At 69.6% G+C, this 16382-nt stretch carries 17 protein-coding genes; 7 read left to right on the top strand and 10 right to left on the bottom strand.

All coding sequences use genetic code 11. The features are described 5' to 3' along the window. Positions 1 to 81: 81 nt before the first annotated feature. Together ACVBD7_RS08340 and ACVBD7_RS08335 are read left to right on the top strand one after the other, a co-directional pair. Positions 82 to 1218: a bifunctional 2-methylcitrate synthase/citrate synthase gene (locus ACVBD7_RS08340; RefSeq protein WP_458097015.1), complete on the top strand. Its 1137-nt coding sequence runs from the start codon at positions 82 to 84 to the stop codon at positions 1216 to 1218. 532 nt (positions 1219 to 1750) lie between these two features. Beyond that, a complete protein-coding gene (locus ACVBD7_RS08335) occupies positions 1751 to 2518 on the top strand; it encodes a hypothetical protein (RefSeq protein WP_458097014.1) in 768 nt (255 codons plus the stop codon). Between the two features lie 49 nt (positions 2519 to 2567). On the opposite strand, the gene ACVBD7_RS08330 is transcribed toward ACVBD7_RS08335, so the two are convergent. The 9 genes from ACVBD7_RS08330 to ACVBD7_RS08290 form a co-directional block, all read right to left on the bottom strand. Beyond that, positions 2568 to 3683, bottom strand: a complete 1116-nt coding sequence (locus tag ACVBD7_RS08330) for a four-carbon acid sugar kinase family protein (RefSeq protein ID WP_458097013.1) — start codon at positions 3681 to 3683, stop codon at positions 2568 to 2570. Beyond that, positions 3683 to 4555, bottom strand: a complete 873-nt coding sequence (locus ACVBD7_RS08325; protein ID WP_458097012.1) for a class I SAM-dependent methyltransferase — start codon at positions 4553 to 4555, stop codon at positions 3683 to 3685. Before ACVBD7_RS08325 ends, ACVBD7_RS08330 begins: the two co-directional genes overlap by 1 nt. Next, positions 4552 to 5595: a glycosyltransferase family 4 protein gene (locus ACVBD7_RS08320; RefSeq protein WP_458097011.1), complete on the bottom strand. Its 1044-nt coding sequence runs from the start codon at positions 5593 to 5595 to the stop codon at positions 4552 to 4554. Before ACVBD7_RS08320 ends, ACVBD7_RS08325 begins: the two co-directional genes overlap by 4 nt. Further along, the gene (locus ACVBD7_RS08315) at positions 5592 to 6011 is read right to left on the bottom strand and encodes a 6-pyruvoyl trahydropterin synthase family protein (protein ID WP_458097010.1); all 420 of its coding nucleotides are present in this window, start codon (positions 6009 to 6011) and stop codon (positions 5592 to 5594) included. Before ACVBD7_RS08315 ends, ACVBD7_RS08320 begins: the two co-directional genes overlap by 4 nt. A 7-nt stretch (positions 6012 to 6018) precedes the next feature. Beyond that, a complete protein-coding gene (locus ACVBD7_RS08310; RefSeq protein ID WP_458097009.1) occupies positions 6019 to 7008 on the bottom strand; it encodes a zinc-dependent alcohol dehydrogenase in 990 nt (329 codons plus the stop codon). Then, complete coding sequence (locus ACVBD7_RS08305; protein ID WP_458097008.1) at positions 7005 to 7817, bottom strand: RibD family protein; 813 nt, start codon at positions 7815 to 7817, stop codon at positions 7005 to 7007. Before ACVBD7_RS08305 ends, ACVBD7_RS08310 begins: the two co-directional genes overlap by 4 nt. Positions 7818 to 7888: 71 nt before the next feature. After that, positions 7889 to 8305, bottom strand: a complete 417-nt coding sequence (locus ACVBD7_RS08300) for a hypothetical protein (protein ID WP_458097007.1) — start codon at positions 8303 to 8305, stop codon at positions 7889 to 7891. After that, the gene (locus ACVBD7_RS08295; RefSeq protein ID WP_458097006.1) at positions 8302 to 8724 is read right to left on the bottom strand and encodes a rod-binding protein; all 423 of its coding nucleotides are present in this window, start codon (positions 8722 to 8724) and stop codon (positions 8302 to 8304) included. Before ACVBD7_RS08295 ends, ACVBD7_RS08300 begins: the two co-directional genes overlap by 4 nt. Continuing rightward, positions 8724 to 9797, bottom strand: coding sequence for a flagellar basal body P-ring protein FlgI (locus ACVBD7_RS08290; protein WP_458097669.1), 1074 nt, complete (start codon positions 9795 to 9797; stop codon positions 8724 to 8726). The genes ACVBD7_RS08295 and ACVBD7_RS08290 overlap by 1 nt, the downstream gene beginning before the upstream one ends. Positions 9798 to 10010: 213 nt before the next feature. Between ACVBD7_RS08290 and ACVBD7_RS08285 the strand changes: the two genes are divergently transcribed. From ACVBD7_RS08285 to fusA, 3 genes are all read left to right on the top strand, one after another. Further along, positions 10011 to 10418 carry a flagellar assembly protein FliX gene (locus ACVBD7_RS08285; RefSeq protein WP_458097668.1) on the top strand — a complete coding sequence of 136 codons (408 nt, stop codon included), beginning with the start codon at positions 10011 to 10013 and terminating at the stop codon, positions 10416 to 10418. A 128-nt stretch (positions 10419 to 10546) separates the two neighbouring features. Next, a complete protein-coding gene (gene dksA, locus ACVBD7_RS08280; RefSeq protein WP_458097005.1) occupies positions 10547 to 10963 on the top strand; it encodes an RNA polymerase-binding protein DksA in 417 nt (138 codons plus the stop codon). A 397-nt stretch (positions 10964 to 11360) separates the two neighbouring features. Beyond that, complete coding sequence (gene fusA, locus ACVBD7_RS08275; RefSeq protein WP_458097004.1) at positions 11361 to 13442, top strand: elongation factor G; 2082 nt, start codon at positions 11361 to 11363, stop codon at positions 13440 to 13442. A gap of 103 nt (positions 13443 to 13545) precedes the next feature. Here fusA and ACVBD7_RS08270 read toward each other — a convergent pair whose 3' ends face one another. Further along, positions 13546 to 13995 carry a MaoC/PaaZ C-terminal domain-containing protein gene (locus tag ACVBD7_RS08270; protein ID WP_458097003.1) on the bottom strand — a complete coding sequence of 150 codons (450 nt, stop codon included), beginning with the start codon at positions 13993 to 13995 and terminating at the stop codon, positions 13546 to 13548. Positions 13996 to 14082: 87 nt separating this feature from the next. Here ACVBD7_RS08270 and ACVBD7_RS08265 point away from each other — a divergent pair, with 87 nt between their 5' ends. Both ACVBD7_RS08265 and ACVBD7_RS08260 read left to right on the top strand, forming a co-directional pair. Beyond that, positions 14083 to 14391, top strand: a complete 309-nt coding sequence (locus ACVBD7_RS08265) for a hypothetical protein (RefSeq protein ID WP_458097002.1) — start codon at positions 14083 to 14085, stop codon at positions 14389 to 14391. 597 nt (positions 14392 to 14988) lie between these two features. Then, positions 14989 to 16332 carry a GDSL-type esterase/lipase family protein gene (locus ACVBD7_RS08260; protein ID WP_458097001.1) on the top strand — a complete coding sequence of 448 codons (1344 nt, stop codon included), beginning with the start codon at positions 14989 to 14991 and terminating at the stop codon, positions 16330 to 16332. Positions 16333 to 16382 lie beyond the last annotated feature (50 nt).

The raw sequence follows: 16382 nt of genomic DNA, 5'->3' as shown, positions 1-16382 counted from the left end.
GTCGCCGGCGATGCCGGCGGCGCGCATGGGCAGGGCCTGCGGGCCCGTCCTTTCCCGCGACAAGCAACGGAGGAATACCCCTTGAGCGAAACCCAGCCCGACATCCGCAAGGGTCTTGTCGGCGTCATCGCCGACGTCTCGGCCGTCTCCAAAGTGATGCCGGAGACGAACAGCCTGACCTATCGCGGCTACCCCGTGCAGGACTTGGCCGAGAATTGCAGCTTCGAGGAGGTCGCGTATCTCCTCTGGAATGGCGAGCTTCCCAACGCTGCCCAGCTCGCCGAATTCCGCCGCGAGGAGTCCGGTGAACGTGCCCTGACGCCCGCCCTTCTCGAGGTGATCCGCGCCTTTCCGCGCGACGCACACCCGATGGACGCGATCCGCACCGCCGTCTCCTTCCTCGGCATGGAGGACCCTGAGGCCGCGGATACGGGCGAGCCCGCCACCCGCCGCAAGGCCATGCGCCTGCTCGCGAAGATCCCGACTGCCATCGCCGCTGCCCACCGCGCCTCCAAGGGGCAGGACGCGATCGCGCCCGACTCCTCGCTCACCTTCGCCGAGAACTTCTTCCATCTAGTCTTCGGGAAGGTACCGCAGCCCGAGGTCGTGAAGGCTTTCGACGTCTCTCTCACCCTCTACGCAGAGCACGGCTTCAACGCCTCCACCTTCACCGCCCGCACCATCACCTCGACCGGCGCGGATCTGCATGGGGCGGTGGTGGGCGGCATTGCGGCGCTGAAGGGGCCGCTTCATGGCGGCGCCAACGAGGCCGTGATGCATATGTTAACCGAGATCGGCGATCCGGCCGGTGCGGTGGAATGGCTGCAGTCCCGCTTCGATCACCGCGCCCTGGTCATGGGCTTCGGCCACCGCGTCTACAAGAACGGCGACAGCCGCGTGCCGACGATGACCAAATATGCCGAGCGCATGGCCGATGTGGTGGGCGACCGCCGCTGGATGGAGATGTCCCGCCTGCTCGCGGCCGAGATGCTGGCGAAGAAGAACATCCACCCGAACCTCGATTTCCCGGCAGGCCCCGCCTACCACCTGATGGGCTTCGACATCCCGCTCTTCACCCCGATCTTCGTCGCTTCCCGCATCACCGGCTGGTCGGCGCATGTCATCGAGCAGGCCGCCGACAACCGCCTCATCCGCCCACTCTCGCAGTACACCGGCGCCACGCAGCGGGCGGTACCGCCGATGGCGCAGCGCGGCTGACGGCGCGCCCCGTGACGGATGCGAGCAGCAGCGCATCCGTCACGGCGCATCACTCTCGCCCATGCTCCTGCGCGGTGCGACGCAACGCACGTCGTGCATCGTCGGATGCACGCGAAAATCTGCGCATGCATGAAGTCTTTTCGTTGACAAGCCGGATGCGCGTGCAGATAGCGTGAGAGGCGCATGAACCGACCCGCGCGATTCGCGTTCGATGCTGTCAAGCACCCTGTGCAGTTCCGATGCACCCGGCATGACGGCGACGCGGCAAGAGCAGGGCGAGGTGATCGGCGCACGCAACGCGGAAGGACGGTTCTTGGGTTCCACGAACCGCTTTGAAAGAGAGCGATGTGGGCTTCGGAGACGGACCCCTTCGGGAGCACTGGACAGGCCACGATGTGGCACGGCCGCTTCTCCCTGCGCGCTGCGAGAGCAGAGGCCCTGTGACGCCCCCCGCAAGACCGTCGGGCGCGTCGACGGGCCCCACTGGCCCAGACGCGACCTAATCGGCATGAACCATCAGGAGATCCAGCACGTGAGCGACGAGAGCACCCCCCGCGCGGCCGCTATGGCCATGAGCACGACCCGCCGCACCGCCGGCACGCGCAAGGCGAGCACCGCCGGCCGTGCGAAGCCGGCCGCGAAGACCACGAAGGCCGCTGCCGCCAAGAAGCCTGCCGCGAAGAAGGCCGCCCCGGCCCGCAAGGCGGCGCCCGCGCGCAAGACGGCGGCCGCAAAGAAGACGACCACGACGTCTCGCGCCAGCACGGCCCGCAAGGCCCCGGCTCGCAAGACGGCCGCGACCAAGGCTGCGCCGGCCCGCAAGGCCGCGCCCGCTCGCAAGACAGCTGCAGCGAAGAAGGCGGCTCCGGCCCGCAAGGCGGCCCCCGCCAAGCGCGCCACTGGCGCGAAGACCGCCGCGAAGTCCGCGACCGCCGCCCGCCGTCCGGCCGCCAAGCGCACCACTGCCGCCGCGAAGCGCACGAGCGCGACGACTGCCCGCAAGGCTGCTCCGAAGCGCGCGACCGCCGCGAAGACGACCACGCGCGGCGCCGCGGCCAAGACCACGGCGCGCAAGGCCCCGGCCAAGCGCACCGCCGCCTCCACGCGTACCACTGCGACCCGCAGCACGGCCGCCGCGACGCGCAGCACGGGCGTCCGCAAGAGCGCCGCGCCGTCCGCGCGCAGCGAGGCCGCCCGTAAGGGTGCCGCGACCCGCGCCCGCAAGAAGGCCGAGGCGGCCGAGGCCACCCAGGCGCCGATGCCTGAGGCCGAGGCGCCCGCCAGCAACGACGCGACCTGAGCGCATCGTACCGACGAGAAGGGGGCGCTTCGGCGCCCCCTTTTTTTGTTTAGGCCTCTGTCAGAAAGGCCCGCAGCAGGATGTCCCGTCCGCCTGCCAGGCCCGGCTTGAACGCGATCTGGCCGGCAGTCCCCGCCACATCGCACCAGCAAACGGCCGCCGCGATCTCGGGCCCTGGCCGCAGCACGCATCCCACTGCGTCGAGCACGGGCCCGAATAGCTCTTCCCCTGCCACGAGTAGGCGCCCGGCGACGCGCGCCAAGACATCTCGCGCCAAGCCGCCGAGAGCGGCTGGGGCCTGGGCAACCAGCGCGGGAGACGCGGAGATGACCAGCGGATGCTCCTCGGAGAGCAGCGGCAACGCGCGGTCCATCGCGCCCGCCAGGTCACCTGACGTGCTCAAATCCAGCACCGGGCCGTGCAGCCGCGCGAAACCAATCTGTGCGAGTGTGGGTCGAGCGGAAGCCGCCGCAAGCACCACCCAGCTTCCGCGCGGTGTGGGAACCGGCTCCGCCGCGGGCTCGCCGGCGTGCAAGGTCGTAGCCAAGCCTGGGCCGAGCCCCGCAACGCCGACAAGCAGTGCCTGCGCGGAGGAGGCCTCGACGGAAGCGATAAGATGCGCGTCCGTCACCGCGTCCAGCACGGCAAGGCGTCGCCCTGCTTCGGCAAGTCGCGACATCTCCCGCCGGATCTCACCAGCCCCGCCGTCTACAATGGAGAAGGGGATCAGCCCGACCGGTGCCTCAGCCCGGGCCGAGAGGCGCCGTGGTAGGTTCGGCTCCTCCACGGCCAACGTGCCGGCCGTGAAGAGATGGCCGAGATAGACGCTGCGCCCGCGCGAGGGATAGGCGGGCATGACAGGCGCGAAGCCCGCCTGCAGCCGCCGCAGAAGCGCATCAGCGATCGGTCCCGTCGCCGGATCGGCGCAGGCTGCATCGGTGAGCAGCAGGATGCGTGTGGCGCCTGCCGCCAAGAGGGCGTCGCAGGCCGCCAGGGCGTCAGAGACCGGCGCGCCCGGCCCCAGCAGAGCGATGACCGCTTCGGCCTCCGGCATGGCGCCAATCCAGCCGACAGGGAGAAGCGCGGCACGCACGCCGCCGGTCGCCAGTGCGGCGCCCAGCTCCAGCGCCGCGGCGGGATCTACCGCGATGCAGCCCAGCCGCATTACCGCGCCCGCTTCGGCGGGAGGGCGAGCAAGTCCGAATGTCCAACCACTGCCCGAAGCCGCCCGCGGCGGGCCTGCGCAAGCCGCACGGCTGACCACGTGCGGACCGCCGGCGCGGCACGCGGCATCTGGCGCATCGCTGCCCCGGCATGGCCGCGCGTGAGGTCGGACAGCATCCGCGTCTGCTCCGCCCCGATACGCCAGGGCGAGGGGGCTGTCGCCACCTCAAAGCCCTCCGAGCGGAAGGTCGACGCCATGAAGCGCGTCGCGTCGGGGCCGAGTGCAGGGCCGCCGAGGCCCTTGTCGCGGATCTGGTCGCGCCGGAACCCGCGCGCGACGATCCCATCGGCCGGATGGGGCGGGAGAAAGCGCGTATCGCCCTGCACGTTCAGCGCCGAGAAGAACGGCAGGCGCAGTTCCGCTGCCATGCGCGAGGCCCAGGGACGCGAGACGAGATCGCAGAGCGCGGTGCAGACCACGCCATCCGCCCGGTCCAGAGGCAGGCCGTCCGGCGCGTCGGCAAGGTCGAGCACCAGGCCTTCAACCCGCCAGGCGCCCGAGGGGGTGTGGACCAACAGCGTGCGCTTGTTCGGCGCGGACACCTCGAGGCCGACATCCATGGCGCGCATGGCAATGGTGTCGAAGGCGAACTCGATCAGCGTTACATCCGCATCCACCAGCGTCCACGCCTGAGGGCGGTTCAGCACGGGGGCGAGCCAGCGAAACAGGCTGCCCGTGCCGGCACCGAGATCCAGCAGCCGCGGGCGGGCAGGAAGGGCAGCGGCGAGCCGGAGGGCAAGATCGATATTGCGGGCGCGCGCATCGGCAGGCTCGCGCAGCTCCAGCCAATCGGCATCGAAGCTCTCGGTCATACGGTTGCGGCCTCGATCTCGCGGGCAAAGGCGGCAGCGCGGTCGGACCAGCGCGGCAGGCGTTGCCCGGCGCGCCAGGCGGCATCCGACATCACCTGGCGCAGGCCTGCATCGTAGATGGGGCGTCGCATCGCCCTGGAAAGACTGTTGTGATCACCCGGCGAGCAGATCACGGCCGCATCGCGGGGCGCTAGGTCGGCCAGCGCACCGCCCGCGGTGATGGCCAGCGGCAGGCCCCGGGCCAGGGCCTCGGCCACTGCCATGCCATAGCCTTCCCACCAGCTGGCCGAGGCGAAGAGGTCGGCCCGGTCGTACAGGGAATCCAGTGCCGCCCCATCCACCTCGCCCGCAAAGGTGACGCGCTGCACGATGCCGAGCTCCTCCGCGAACGCCTGCAACCCCGCGGCGTGCACCGGATCCCGCGCGGCCCCGACGATGGTAAGGCTCCATTCGATGTCGCCCAGGCGGGACAGCGCCCGCAGCAACACGTCATACCCCTTGCGTGGCACGAGAGTGCCGACCGCGAGGATGGCGCAAGCCGGCCCACCCGAACCCTGGGCGCGCGTCGCTTCCTCTGTTCCTGGTTCCACCGTGCCGATCCGCGCCGGATCGGTGCCGAACTCAGGCGCCAGCCGTTCGGCGGTCGGGCGAGACGTGGTAATGAGCCGCGCTAGGTGCGGAAACACCGCGCGCTCGCGCTCGCGCAGCGCTTGTCGCTCCTCATCGTTGAAACCGGTCTCGAGCGCGGTCGGGTGATGGATGAGGCCGATCGCGCGCGCCAGGGCGGGCTCCCCGGCCAGGGACGCGAAGGCTGGCAGGCCGAGCCCGTCCACCACCAGCACCTCATCCGCCCCGACCCTTCCGAGCACATCCCGCGCCGCCTCCTCAGCAGCCGGATTTGGGAGCGGATGGCGCCCGCCCATCTCCTCGACCCGCACCTCATACCCGAGGTCACGCATCCCCGAGAGGATGCGCCGGTCATAACTATATCCGCCACTGACGGCGTCCAGTGGCGCTGGAACGGCGAGAACGATCTTCACGCGGACTTCGCCTCGCGCGGCACCTCAGCATCGTAGGCAGCCCAGGCCAGCGGGCTCTCGCGCAGCAGGACCTTCAGGCCGAGCACGTCTTTGCCACCCTCGCCCAGCCGGCCATCGGCCAGCGCGGCACAGAGCAGGCCGTGGACGTGGAAGCAGAGGAACTCCGTCGTTGTATTCTGCCCGGTGAAGGCGGGCAGCGTGTCCAGGTTGCTGTAGTCGAAGCTGTCCAGGATGCGGCGTAGCTCGACCCGCGCGGCGGCGATGTCCACCAGCAGGTTCGCATCGTCCAGCCGGGGCGCGCGGAACTCGGCCTCTACCACGAAGGTGGCGCCATGCACGCGCTGGGCGGGGCCGAAGCCCTCTCCGCGGAAGGAATGGGCGACCATGACGTGGTCCGCGACGGTCAGGCTGTACATGGCTGTCTCATTCATAAGTAACGACGGGGAGAAGCGGCGCGGACTGACCGTCGGGAACGGGGCCGAGCAGATCGGGCATGGCACGCGGCAGGTCGCGGAAGGCGACCATGGGGCCGCAAAGGGCATCCAGGGCCGAGTCGGCGAGCAGAGAGAGGGCGAGCGCCATCCGCTCCCCATGCGAGCGCCGCCCACGCATCGGCGCGGCGATCTGCCCGACCTGTGTGGATCGGATGGTGACGCGGTTGGCGTGGAAGCCGCCTCCCAGCGGCAGGGCGCACTCGGTCGAGCCGAACCAGGAGGCCTCGAGGATGCGCGCTTCGAAACCTGCGCAGCGCAGGGCCGTGCGCAGCCCTTCGGGATTGCCGGAGGCATGGATGATCAGGTCGCGGTTTTCCGGAGCCGCCTCCGGAGCGACAAGCCGAAGGCCTAGCCGCTGCGCCACTGCCGCGCGCAGGGGATCGGGGTCGACCAATGCAAGTTCCACCGCCGGGAAGCGCGAGAGCAACCAAGCGCTGAGCAGCCCGACCACCCCGGCGCCAACCACAAGCGCGCGCTCACCCGGGAGCGGCTGCGCGTCCCAGATGACGTTCAATGCCGTTTCCATATTGGCCGCCAGCACGGCACGCCATTCCGGCACCCGGTCCGGCACGGGCGAGCACAGCGCGATCGGGGCCACAAATCGGTCCTGGTGCGGATGCAGGCAGAACACCCGCTGGCTGACCCAGTCCTCCGGTCCGTCCTCGACGAGCCCGACCGCCGCGTAACCGTACTTCACGGGGAAGGGGAAACTGCCACCCTGCAGCGGCGCGCGCATGCGCGCCCACTCACCTTCCGGCACCCGGCCATTGAAAACCAGTCGCTCGGTGCCGCGGCTGACTCCGCTGGCAAGCGTCCGTATCAGCACCTCGCCCGGGCCGGGAGAGCGCAGGGTCTCACCGTGGATGGCACCCTGGCCAGGGCCGGTGACCCAGAAGGCGGTGGCGGTCAGCGCGCTCATGCACCCCCACAAACGCGCGGCCGCGTGCGGTGCAGCGGAATGTCGAGCAGGATGTCGCCACCCTCCAGAGGATAGGGAGTCCAACCGAACCGCAGGCCGTCCGCAATGCGTGCGGCCTCCGGCAGTGTGAAGGCTGCACGGCCGGAACCAAGGATGACCGGCGCGATGGTAAGATGCAGCCGATCCAGCAACCCGGCGGCGAGAAAGGAGGACACGGTCAGCCCACCGCCTTCCACGAAGATCCGCGACAGCCCGCGCGCGTGCAGCGCACTTAGCAGGACGGCAAGGTCGATCCCGTCGCCCTCGGCCGGAAGGCGCAGCAGCTCCGCCGCGCCGTGGTGGCTGCCACCGGGGCCGATATCCACACAAGCAAGGATGGTCGCCGGACCGCCGTCGCCGAAGATGCGGTGCGACTCGCCCAGCCGCCGGCGCGGGTCAATCACGACGCGGACCGGGCTTTCGCCCTCCACCTCGCGCGTCGTCAGCCGTGGATCGTCATGCGCCACCGTCCCGGCACCCACCAGCACGGCATCGCAGAGCGCCCGCAGACGATGCGTGTGAAGGATGTCGCCGCGCCCGCCGATCCACTGGCTGGAGCCGCCGGCTGTTGCGATGCGCCCATCCAGTGTCTGCGCGAGCCGCCCGATGACGGTGCAGCCATCCGCCCCCGCGCCAATGGACAGAACGGGGCCGAGCAGCGTGGCGAGCGGGTGGTCCGGCAACGGCACGTCGCGCCCGGCGCGGCGCGCCAGCAGCGCCGCCCAGGCCTCCGTCTCCGCCCGCGCGGCCGTGTGGAAGCAGGCATCCATACGCCGGAGCTATGCCCCAGCCACGCGGCGCACGCCAGGAGCGTGCGCGCGCCACCTACAGAGCTGCCCTGTCAGGCCCGCGCGGCGAGGGCGAGCGATGGCGTCTGCCGGGGCATGGCGCGGTAGCCCATCCCGCCATAGGTCGCAGGGCGGCTCGCCGGCAGTGCGGCGCCCGCGATCGTCTCGATGACGCGCGACTGCAGCGCGATAGCGCGCTCCAGTAGGCGCCGGTTCTCGTCCGTCAGGTTCCGCAGGCGAAGGGCGAGCGTCTCTGCCGCTTGGCGAAGGTCGCCCTCTGCCTTGCTGCCTGTGCGGGTTGCCGCGCCATAAGCGGCCGCAAAGGCATCCGAGGCCTGCAGCTTGGTGGTGGCAAGCGTGGCCGCGCGGCTGAGGTCGAGCCTGTCCAGCGCCTCATTCTCCTCGCGCAGCGCCTCGGCCAGGCTCTGCCCGGCGTTCAGCAGGGCCTGGATCATCGGCACCTGGCTCATGGGGTCGCTCCTTCAGGAACAGTGTGGGACGCGTTGGAGAGGATCGAGTTAACGGCGGTTCCCGGGACGGCCGTGTTTTGGCCCTCCGCGTTTTGGGCGGATGTGTTGTGGATGGCAGTCCCGTCGGCTCCCGGGTTTTGGGTGCCGGCGTCTCGGGCCTGCGGGTTCTGTGCGGCGGATTGCACCCGCACCAGCTCACGGAGGACGGCGTCGGCGATGCCGACCCCGCCGCGGTCGGACCAGGCGCGGGCGTAGTTCTCGACCAGCATCGGCCGCCACTGCGCCTCCGCCGCGCCGCCCGAGAGAAGCCCCTTCGGCCCTTCTCCGAAAACGGGCTGGAAGAGAGAGCCCAGCGCCTCCGCCTCGAAGCGCTTCGCGACGTGGGCAAGGGCGGCGTAGTTGGCGGGCAGGGCGTCCATCACCGCACCTCCAGCTCGGCCTGCAGGGCGCCTGCGGCCTTGATGGACTGGAGGATGGTGATCAGGTCGCGGGGCCCGACACCCAGAGAGTTCAGCCCGCGCACCAGGTCCTCAAGTGTGACCGAGCGCGGCAGGATGCCCAGGCGCCGCTCGCGCTGATCATCCACCTCGATCCCGGTGCGCGGCACCACCACGGTTTCGCCTTGCGCCAGCGCGTTGGGCTGGCTGACCTGCGGAGTCTCGGTGACGCGGATCGTCAGGTTTCCCTGTGCAATGGCGACGGTGGAGACCCGGACATTCGCGCCCATCACGATGGTGCCCGAGGCCTCCTCAATGATGACGCGGGCGGCCTGGTCTGGCTCCACGCGAAGCTGCTCGATATCCGTCAGCAGCCGGGCGATGTCCCGCCCGGCAGTCATCAGCACGATCGTGCGCGGGTCGCTTACCGTGGCGCTGCCGGCCCCGGTCGCGCGGTTGATGGCGGCGGCCACACGCTGGGCCGTGGTCAGGTCCGGGTTACGGAGGGAGAGGCGGACCCGATCGCGCCCGCCCAGTTCAAAGGGCAGCTCCCGCTCGACGATCGCGCCGGCAGAGATGCGAGCCGAGGTCGGCACGCCGCGCTGGACCGAGGCCGCCTGGCCCCGCGCCCCGATCGCGCCGGTGGCTACTGCGCCCTGACCTACCGCATAGACCTCCCCATCCGCTCCCAGCAACGGCGTGACAAGCAGCGTGCCACCGGTGAGGTTCGAGGCATCGCCGAGGGAGGAAACGGCGATGTCCACCCGGCTGCCCGGGCGAGCGAAGGCGGGCAGGTTGGCCGTGACCATCACCGCAGCCACGTTGCGGGTGTCGAGCTGTCGCTCCTGGTCCCGCGTGTTTACGCCAAGCCGTTCCAGCATCCCCACCAGGGACTGACGGGTGAAGATGGCCGAGCGCAGCCGGTCCCCGGTACCGGGCAGGCCGACCACGAGCCCGTAGCCGACGAGTTGGTTGTCCCGGACGCCCTCGATGTCGGCGATATCCTTGATCCGCACCTGCGACGATGCACAGGCGGACCATAGAAGGACGGACATCAGGACCAGCGCGGCCTTCGCGCTTCGGAAACCGGTCTGGCGCATAAGCTCCTCCACCAGGGCGCCTCCCTGGCGCATCCCCGGCAGCGCAACCGCTGTGCCAGCCGGGAAGGGGAGGGGAGGCGGCAGGTCTTGCCGGGTGACGGGCGTTTCCGACCGTCAGCGCGGCAGGATCGGGCGACAGGGCAAACGAAGGAGGCTGCAGTGGCAGGCATGTATGGCATCGGCGGCACAGCCCGGCCGGCGGCACCGTCCGGTCCCCGCGCCGCATCGAGGCCCGGCAGCTTTCGCCTTCCCAGACCCAGAGCGACCGAGATCGCCGAAACTGCGACGGTGTCCGGCACCGCAGCGGTCGGGCTGGTGGCGCTGCAGGAGGACGGGGATCTTGCCGGACGAGACCGCCGCGGCCATGCCCGAGCGCAGGCTCTGCTGGAGGAACTGGCGGCACTGCAGGCCGAGATGCTGCGTGGCGGCGCCGACGCGGACCGGCTGAGCCGACTCGCGCAGCTTACCGAAGGGGAAGCGCCGGCCGATCCGGTGCTGGCGGACGCGCTGGCCGGAATCGGCCTTCGTGCCCGCGTAGAGCTCGCCCGGCGTGGCATAATGGTTGCACCGCCATGAAGAGCCGTGGCTCACGGGCATAGGCCAGGGTTGATCCCCTTGTTTTGCGCCCGGAGCCGTCGCTATACGCGGCTGCCTGACCGGCCGGGGGGACCGGGGGGTCGGGCCAGGCCATCGGGATGCAAGCCATGCTCATCACCCTGCCTCCGGATTACAGGCCTACGGACGACGAGGCCTTCATGAGCCCCCGTCAGCTCGCCTATTTCCGGCAAAAGCTGCTCCGCTGGCGCCAGGACCTGCTACGCGAGGCGGGAGAAACCCTTTCGTCCATGGGCCAGGGCGGAATCGTCGAGGCCGACCTGACCGACCGCGCGAGCGTCGAGACGGACCGGGCGCTTGAACTCCGCACCCGTGACCGCGCCCGAAAGCTGATCAGCAAGATCGACCAGGCGCTGGAGCGGGTCGACAACGGCACCTACGGGTATTGCGAGGAGACAGGCGAGCCGATCGGCCTGCGCCGGCTGGAGGCGCGGCCGATCGCCACGCTGTCCATCGAGGCCCAGGAGCGCCACGAGCGCATGGAGCGTGTCCACCGCGACGACTGAGGCCAGTCCGACCCGGCGCAGCCGCGGCTTCGCGGGCCTCAGCGGCGTCTGCAACGCGACAGGCTTCGGCCGGTTCGCGGGAAAGCTTGCAAAAACGCCTCCGGCAGAGCATGTGTGCGCCCGCAGCACGGGCGCGGCAGCGGCGCCCGGCGGCATCAGGCAGACCGGACATCCGGATCGGACGGGACGCGGGCGGGGCAAGCCAAGGCTGGCCGGCGGCCCGCGCGACTGCATCCGAACTGCCCGCCGCGAGGCCACCCGGCGGTGCCACCGCAGAGCGACCCCGCGGCGCAGCCGCACGACCCGCGGCCCTGCCGCATGACCCGATGCGGCGCAGCCGCAGAACACTTCCGCGGACCCTTCATGCGAAGGGCGCCGCGACCCACGGAGGCCCCAAGTGGCGCGCACCCCCCTCGACCGCATCCGCAACATCGGCATCACGGCTCATATTGACGCCGGCAAGACGACCACGACCGAGCGGATCCTCTACTACACCGGCAAGAACCACCGCATCGGTGAGGTCCATGAGGGCAACACCACGACGGACTACATGGAGCAGGAGCGTGAGCGTGGCATCACGATCACCTCCGCCGCCGTGACCGCCGAGTGGAAGGACCACCGGATCAACGTCATCGACACCCCCGGCCACATCGATTTCAACATCGAGGTGAACCGTTCGCTGCGCGTGCTCGACGGCGCCGTCTTCATCATCGAGGGCGTGGCCGGCGTCCAGCCCCAGTCCGAGACGAACTGGCGCCTGGCGGACCGCTACAACGTCCCCCGCATCATCTTCATCAACAAGCTGGACCGCACGGGCGCCGACTTCTACCGCGCCGCCGCGACCCTGACCGAGAAGCTCGGGATCAACTGGGTCACGCTGCAGCTGCCGATCGGTATCGAGGACAGCCTCAAGGGCATCGTCGATCTGGTCGAGATGAAGGCCTATGTCTGGGAGGGCGACGAGCTCGGCGCCAAGTACCACGAGGCCCCGATTCCCGAGGACCTGAAGGAGAAGGCGGCCGAGTACCGCCAGATTCTGCTCGACACCGCCCTCTCGGTCGATGACGCCGCGATGGAGGAGTATTTCGACAAGGGTGACGTGGACGTCGCGACTCTGAAGCGCTGTGTTAAGCGCGGCACGATCGATGGCACCTTCCGCCCGGTCTTCTGCGGTTCGGCCTTTAAGAACAAGGGCGTGCAGCCCCTGCTCGACGCCGTGATCGACTACCTGCCGTCCCCCATCGACATCCCCGGCATCAAGGTTGCCGCGGAAGAGGGCGAGGACGAGACGACCGAGCGCCGCATCATCCCTGCGAATGTGGATGCGCCCTTCGCCGGCCTCGCCTTCAAGATCGTCAACGACAAGTACGGCAACCTGACCTTCGTCCGCGTCTACTCAGGCGTGCTGAAGACCGGTGACACGGTCCTCAACACCACCAAGGAGGGCAAGGAGCGCGTCGGCCGCATGTTCCAGATGCATGCCGACAAGCGTGAGGAGATCAAGGAGGTCACCGCCGGCGACATCGCGGCCTTCGTGGGCCTGAAGGACACCGGCACGGGTGACACGCTGGCCTCCTCGGAGGACCCGGTGGTGCTCGAGCGCATGGCCTTCCCGGTGCCCGTGATCGACATCTCCGTCGAGCCGAAGACGAAGGAGGGCGTCGAGAAGATGACGCTCGGCCTGCAGAAGCTGGCAGGCGAGGACCCCTCGCTGCGCCTGAAGACCGACCAGGAAACCGGCCAGACCATCCTGTCCGGCATGGGCGAGCTGCATCTCGAGATCATCATCGACCGCCTGAAGCGCGAGTACGGCGTGGACGCCAACATTGGCGCCCCGCAGGTGGCCTATCGCGAGACGATCACGAAGAGCCACACCGAGACCTACACCCACAAGAAGCAGTCGGGTGGCTCGGGCCAGTACGCCGAGGTGAAGGTGACCTTCGAGCCGAAGGAGCGGACCACGGGCATCGAGTTCGTGAACGCCACCGCCGGCGGCTCGGTGCCGAAGGAGTACATCCCGGCCGTCGAGAAGGGCATCAAGGTGCAGGCCGATACGGGCGTGCTCGCCGGCTTCCCGACCGTGGACTTCAAGTACTCCCTGGTGGACGGCAAGTACCACGACGTCGACTCGTCGGCCCTGGCCTTCGAGATCGCCGCCAAGGCCTGCTTCCGCGAGGGCATGAAGAAGGCCGGCCCGGTCATCCTGGAGCCGATCATGGACGTGGAGGTCACCACTCCCTCCGACCATGTGGGCGACGTCGTCGGCGACCTGAACCGCCGCCGCGGCGTGATCCAGAGCCAGGATATGGCCTCCACCTCGGTCATCATCCGGGCCCATGTCCCGCTGAAGGAGATGTTCGGCTACATTTCCAACCTGCGCGGCATGACGAAGGGGCGCGCCTCCTTCTCGATGCAGTTCCATCACTACGATCCCGTCCCCCGCAACGTGGCGGACGAGATCATGAAGGCCTCGGCCTGATCATCGGCCGGCCCCGAGCAATCGGGGCCGCCTTTGCCTGACATGTGGCGGCGCGGGCGAGAGGATCGCCCGCGCCACTTGTGTTTAGGCGCCGCCTGGATCCTCAGCGCCGGAGGTGGTGCAGCCCCGTCGCGTCCAGCACGATCACACCATCGGCCACCCGCGTTGCCACGTAGCGGAGGCGCGCCGATCCCCGGTCCCGCCGCGCGCGGGAGGGTTTCACCTCCACCACCTCCATGGAAACGGCCACCTCTTCTCCCGGCCGTAAAGCCGCAGGCCAGCGGACATCCATGGCGGAACCTGCCAGGCTGATGTCCTGCAGCAGCGGGCTCGCCATCAGCATCCCGAAGCAGGCGGAAAGGGTGTGCAGCCCGGCGGCCACGATCGTGCCGAAGACTGAATCCCGCGCCGCCTCTTCGTCCAGGTGAAAAGGCTGCGGGTCATAGCGGCGGGCGAAATCCCGGATTTCGTCGAGGGAGAGCGACAAGCGGCCCAGCTCGTAGCGGTCGCCGGGATGCAACTCGTCGAGCGAGCGCAGGCGGGGGAGGGTCATCACCAACCCATAGCCCCCTCGCTCTCCGGCATGAAGCCGCAGTGACTGCCCCTTGAAGCGGCGCATTGCAGGGGCGACATCTTGCACATGACGCAGGCTCCCCACCGGCCGCCGGTTCTCGACATGACGCCGGAGGGCGAGTTCCGAGAAGACGCCTCGCGTCCGCTCGCCGGCGGGAGCTGGCTGGACCGTACCCTGCTGCGGCTCGGCGGCGTGGCTGTACTGGCTACGGCGATCGCGGGAGGTCTGCTGCTTGCTGCCTCGGCGGCGCTGATCCTCGGCCTGCTCATCCCGGTCGTGATCGTGGCGGGTCTGGTCGGGTTTGTCTCGCTCTGGTGGCGCATGCGCCGCGCCGGGCGCACCGGCCTTCCCGTCTTCGTCGTGACGCGCCGCTGAGCTTTGCCTTGGGCCCTGCGGGGTTCAGACCGGATCCCGAGCGCCTCTACGAGGTGGGCCGCGACGGGCGTCCCTACACCGTCGACCCAGGCCCGCCTGGGGCTGTCGAGGCGCTTGAGACCCGTGCCCGTCGCTGGTGGATCGCGGCCGTTCTGCTGAATGCTGCAAGCATGGGCATCGCCGCCGGCGCGGCGATGATCGCGCCCCGCATACTGGCAGCCTGGCTCGGCCTGCTCCCCCTCGTCACTGCCCCGCTTCTGCTCGTGGCACCTCTGATGCGAAGGCGAGGGGTGCGGACCGCACGGCGTGTCCATCGCAGCCGTCCGGAGCGCTTTCCACCTCCGGAACTGCCTTAAGTCGAGCCAGCGCCTGGAATTGGTCCTCGACGCCCCAGTCAGTGGGTCGATGCGCGTCCCATGCTACTCCGGCTTAACGGTGTTCCCGCCCCGTCAAACCTGGGTCTTTGCCCGGCTGGTGGCCTTGTAGCCGTGGTTCTTTGGAAAGCCGGGAATGGGGACCCGTTGCCGATCCCTTGCCGCAGGCACGGCCTCATGGAAGCCTGTGATCCTCGGCCGAAAAGCCGCAGAGGAGGACGCCATGGATCGCCGCACCTTGGGGCAGGGCGCCGTCGCCCTCGCCTTCGCCCAGGCCATAACTTCCGAAGCCCCCGCGCAGGGAACCCGCAGCGGCGCCTGGGTGACGAGCTGGGCGGCTTCGGTCCAGGGTCCCTATCCCGTGGGCAATCCCTCTGCGCAGCCCGACCAGTCCTTTCTGTTCCCCGAACCTGCGGAGGGCGCGCGGGACCAGACCCTGCGCCTCGTCCTGCGCCCGTCGCTCTGGGGCCGCCAGGCGCGGCTGCGCTTCTCGAACGCCTTTGGCACGCGGCCGTTGATTTTGGATGGTGTGCATGTCGGGCTGCAGCATGGGGGCGCCACACTGGTACCCGGCACGAACCGCCCCGTACGCTTTGGCGGCACCGATGCCGTTACCATCCCGCCCGGCGGCCAGGCCTGGTCAGACCCAGTGGACCTGCCCTTCGCCGCGGACCCGGACTCCCCGCTCCTCATGGGACGCAAGCTGGCCGTTTCCCTTCATGTCACGGGCGCGAGCGGGCCGATGACTTGGCACGCGAAGGCGCTGCAAACCTCCTACGGCACCGCCCCGGGCGCTGGCGCGAAGGGGGCTGAAGAGAGTGAGGGCGCATTTCCCTTTTCCACAGCCTCCTGGTTCTTCCTCGATGCGCTGGACATGACCGCACCCGCCAGCACGCCCGTCATTGTCGGCTTCGGTGATTCTATCACCGACGGCACCGCCTCCACGATGAACGGCGACGACCGCTGGCCCGACATCCTGGCACGGCGGCTGAATGCGACGCTGGGCAACCGCGTCGCGGTGGTAAATGCCGGGATCGGTGGCAACCAAGTCGTCGGGCCTGCGGAGTACAGCCCGGCCAAGCCCTTCCCCGGAGGACCCTCCGCCCTGGCGCGGCTTGAGCGGGATGTCATCTCCCTCTCCGGCGTCACGACCGTGGTCTGGCTGGAGGGGACCAATGATTTTAGCCGGAACGGCAATGCCAGCCTTGAGGCGGTACGGGACGGGATGAGGGAGGGAGTGCGGCGGCTGCGCCAGGGCATTCCTGGCCTTCGCGTGGTGGGTGCCACCGTCACCACTGCACTCGGCAGTACCAGCGCGGCCCATGGGCATGCCGAGCAGGACGAGAAGCGGCGCGCGCTCAACGCGTTCATCCGGGAGGGCGGGCTGTTCGACGCCGTTGTCGACTTCGACCGCGTGACGGCCGATCCCGCAGGCGGTCTGAAGCGCGAGATGATCCCGGACAACACCATCGGCGGGCCCGGCGACAAGCTGCACCCGAACCGCGCCGGCTATCTGGCGATGGGATCCTCGATCGAGCCCGCCGCCGTGCTTCCCACCCGGCGCTAGGCCGGGCATGCGGCAAGGGGCCGCTCGCGAGCGGCCCCTTGCAGGCCCTC

It is taken from the genome of Roseomonas sp. WA12, assembly GCF_054165765.1.
The sequence above is the reverse complement of the archived record's forward strand: the minus strand, read 5'-3'. Positions and strand labels throughout refer to the sequence as shown.

What these genes read in the sequence shown, in the direction of transcription:
- ACVBD7_RS08330 (WP_458097013.1), bottom strand. Translation starts at nt 3,683, where the DNA reads ATGCGGCTGGGCTGCATCGCGGTAGATCCCGCCGCGGCGCTGGAGCTG.
- ACVBD7_RS08325 (WP_458097012.1), bottom strand. Translation starts at nt 4,555, where the DNA reads ATGACCGAGAGCTTCGATGCCGATTGGCTGGAGCTGCGCGAGCCTGCC.
- ACVBD7_RS08315 (WP_458097010.1), bottom strand. Translation starts at nt 6,011, where the DNA reads ATGTACAGCCTGACCGTCGCGGACCACGTCATGGTCGCCCATTCCTTC.
- ACVBD7_RS08310 (WP_458097009.1), bottom strand. Translation starts at nt 7,008, where the DNA reads ATGAGCGCGCTGACCGCCACCGCCTTCTGGGTCACCGGCCCTGGCCAG.
- ACVBD7_RS08305 (WP_458097008.1), bottom strand. Translation starts at nt 7,817, where the DNA reads ATGGATGCCTGCTTCCACACGGCCGCGCGGGCGGAGACGGAGGCCTGG.
- ACVBD7_RS08300 (WP_458097007.1), bottom strand. Translation starts at nt 8,305, where the DNA reads ATGAGCCAGGTGCCGATGATCCAGGCCCTGCTGAACGCCGGGCAGAGC.
- ACVBD7_RS08295 (WP_458097006.1), bottom strand. Translation starts at nt 8,724, where the DNA reads ATGGACGCCCTGCCCGCCAACTACGCCGCCCTTGCCCACGTCGCGAAG.
- ACVBD7_RS08290 (WP_458097669.1), bottom strand. Translation starts at nt 9,797, where the DNA reads ATGTCCGTCCTTCTATGGTCCGCCTGTGCATCGTCGCAGGTGCGGATC.
- ACVBD7_RS08285 (WP_458097668.1), top strand. Translation starts at nt 10,011, where the DNA reads ATGTATGGCATCGGCGGCACAGCCCGGCCGGCGGCACCGTCCGGTCCC.
- dksA (WP_458097005.1), top strand. Translation starts at nt 10,547, where the DNA reads ATGCTCATCACCCTGCCTCCGGATTACAGGCCTACGGACGACGAGGCC.
- ACVBD7_RS08270 (WP_458097003.1), bottom strand. Translation starts at nt 13,995, where the DNA reads ATGACCCTCCCCCGCCTGCGCTCGCTCGACGAGTTGCATCCCGGCGAC.
- ACVBD7_RS08265 (WP_458097002.1), top strand. Translation starts at nt 14,083, where the DNA reads ATGACGCAGGCTCCCCACCGGCCGCCGGTTCTCGACATGACGCCGGAG.
- ACVBD7_RS08260 (WP_458097001.1), top strand. Translation starts at nt 14,989, where the DNA reads ATGGATCGCCGCACCTTGGGGCAGGGCGCCGTCGCCCTCGCCTTCGCC.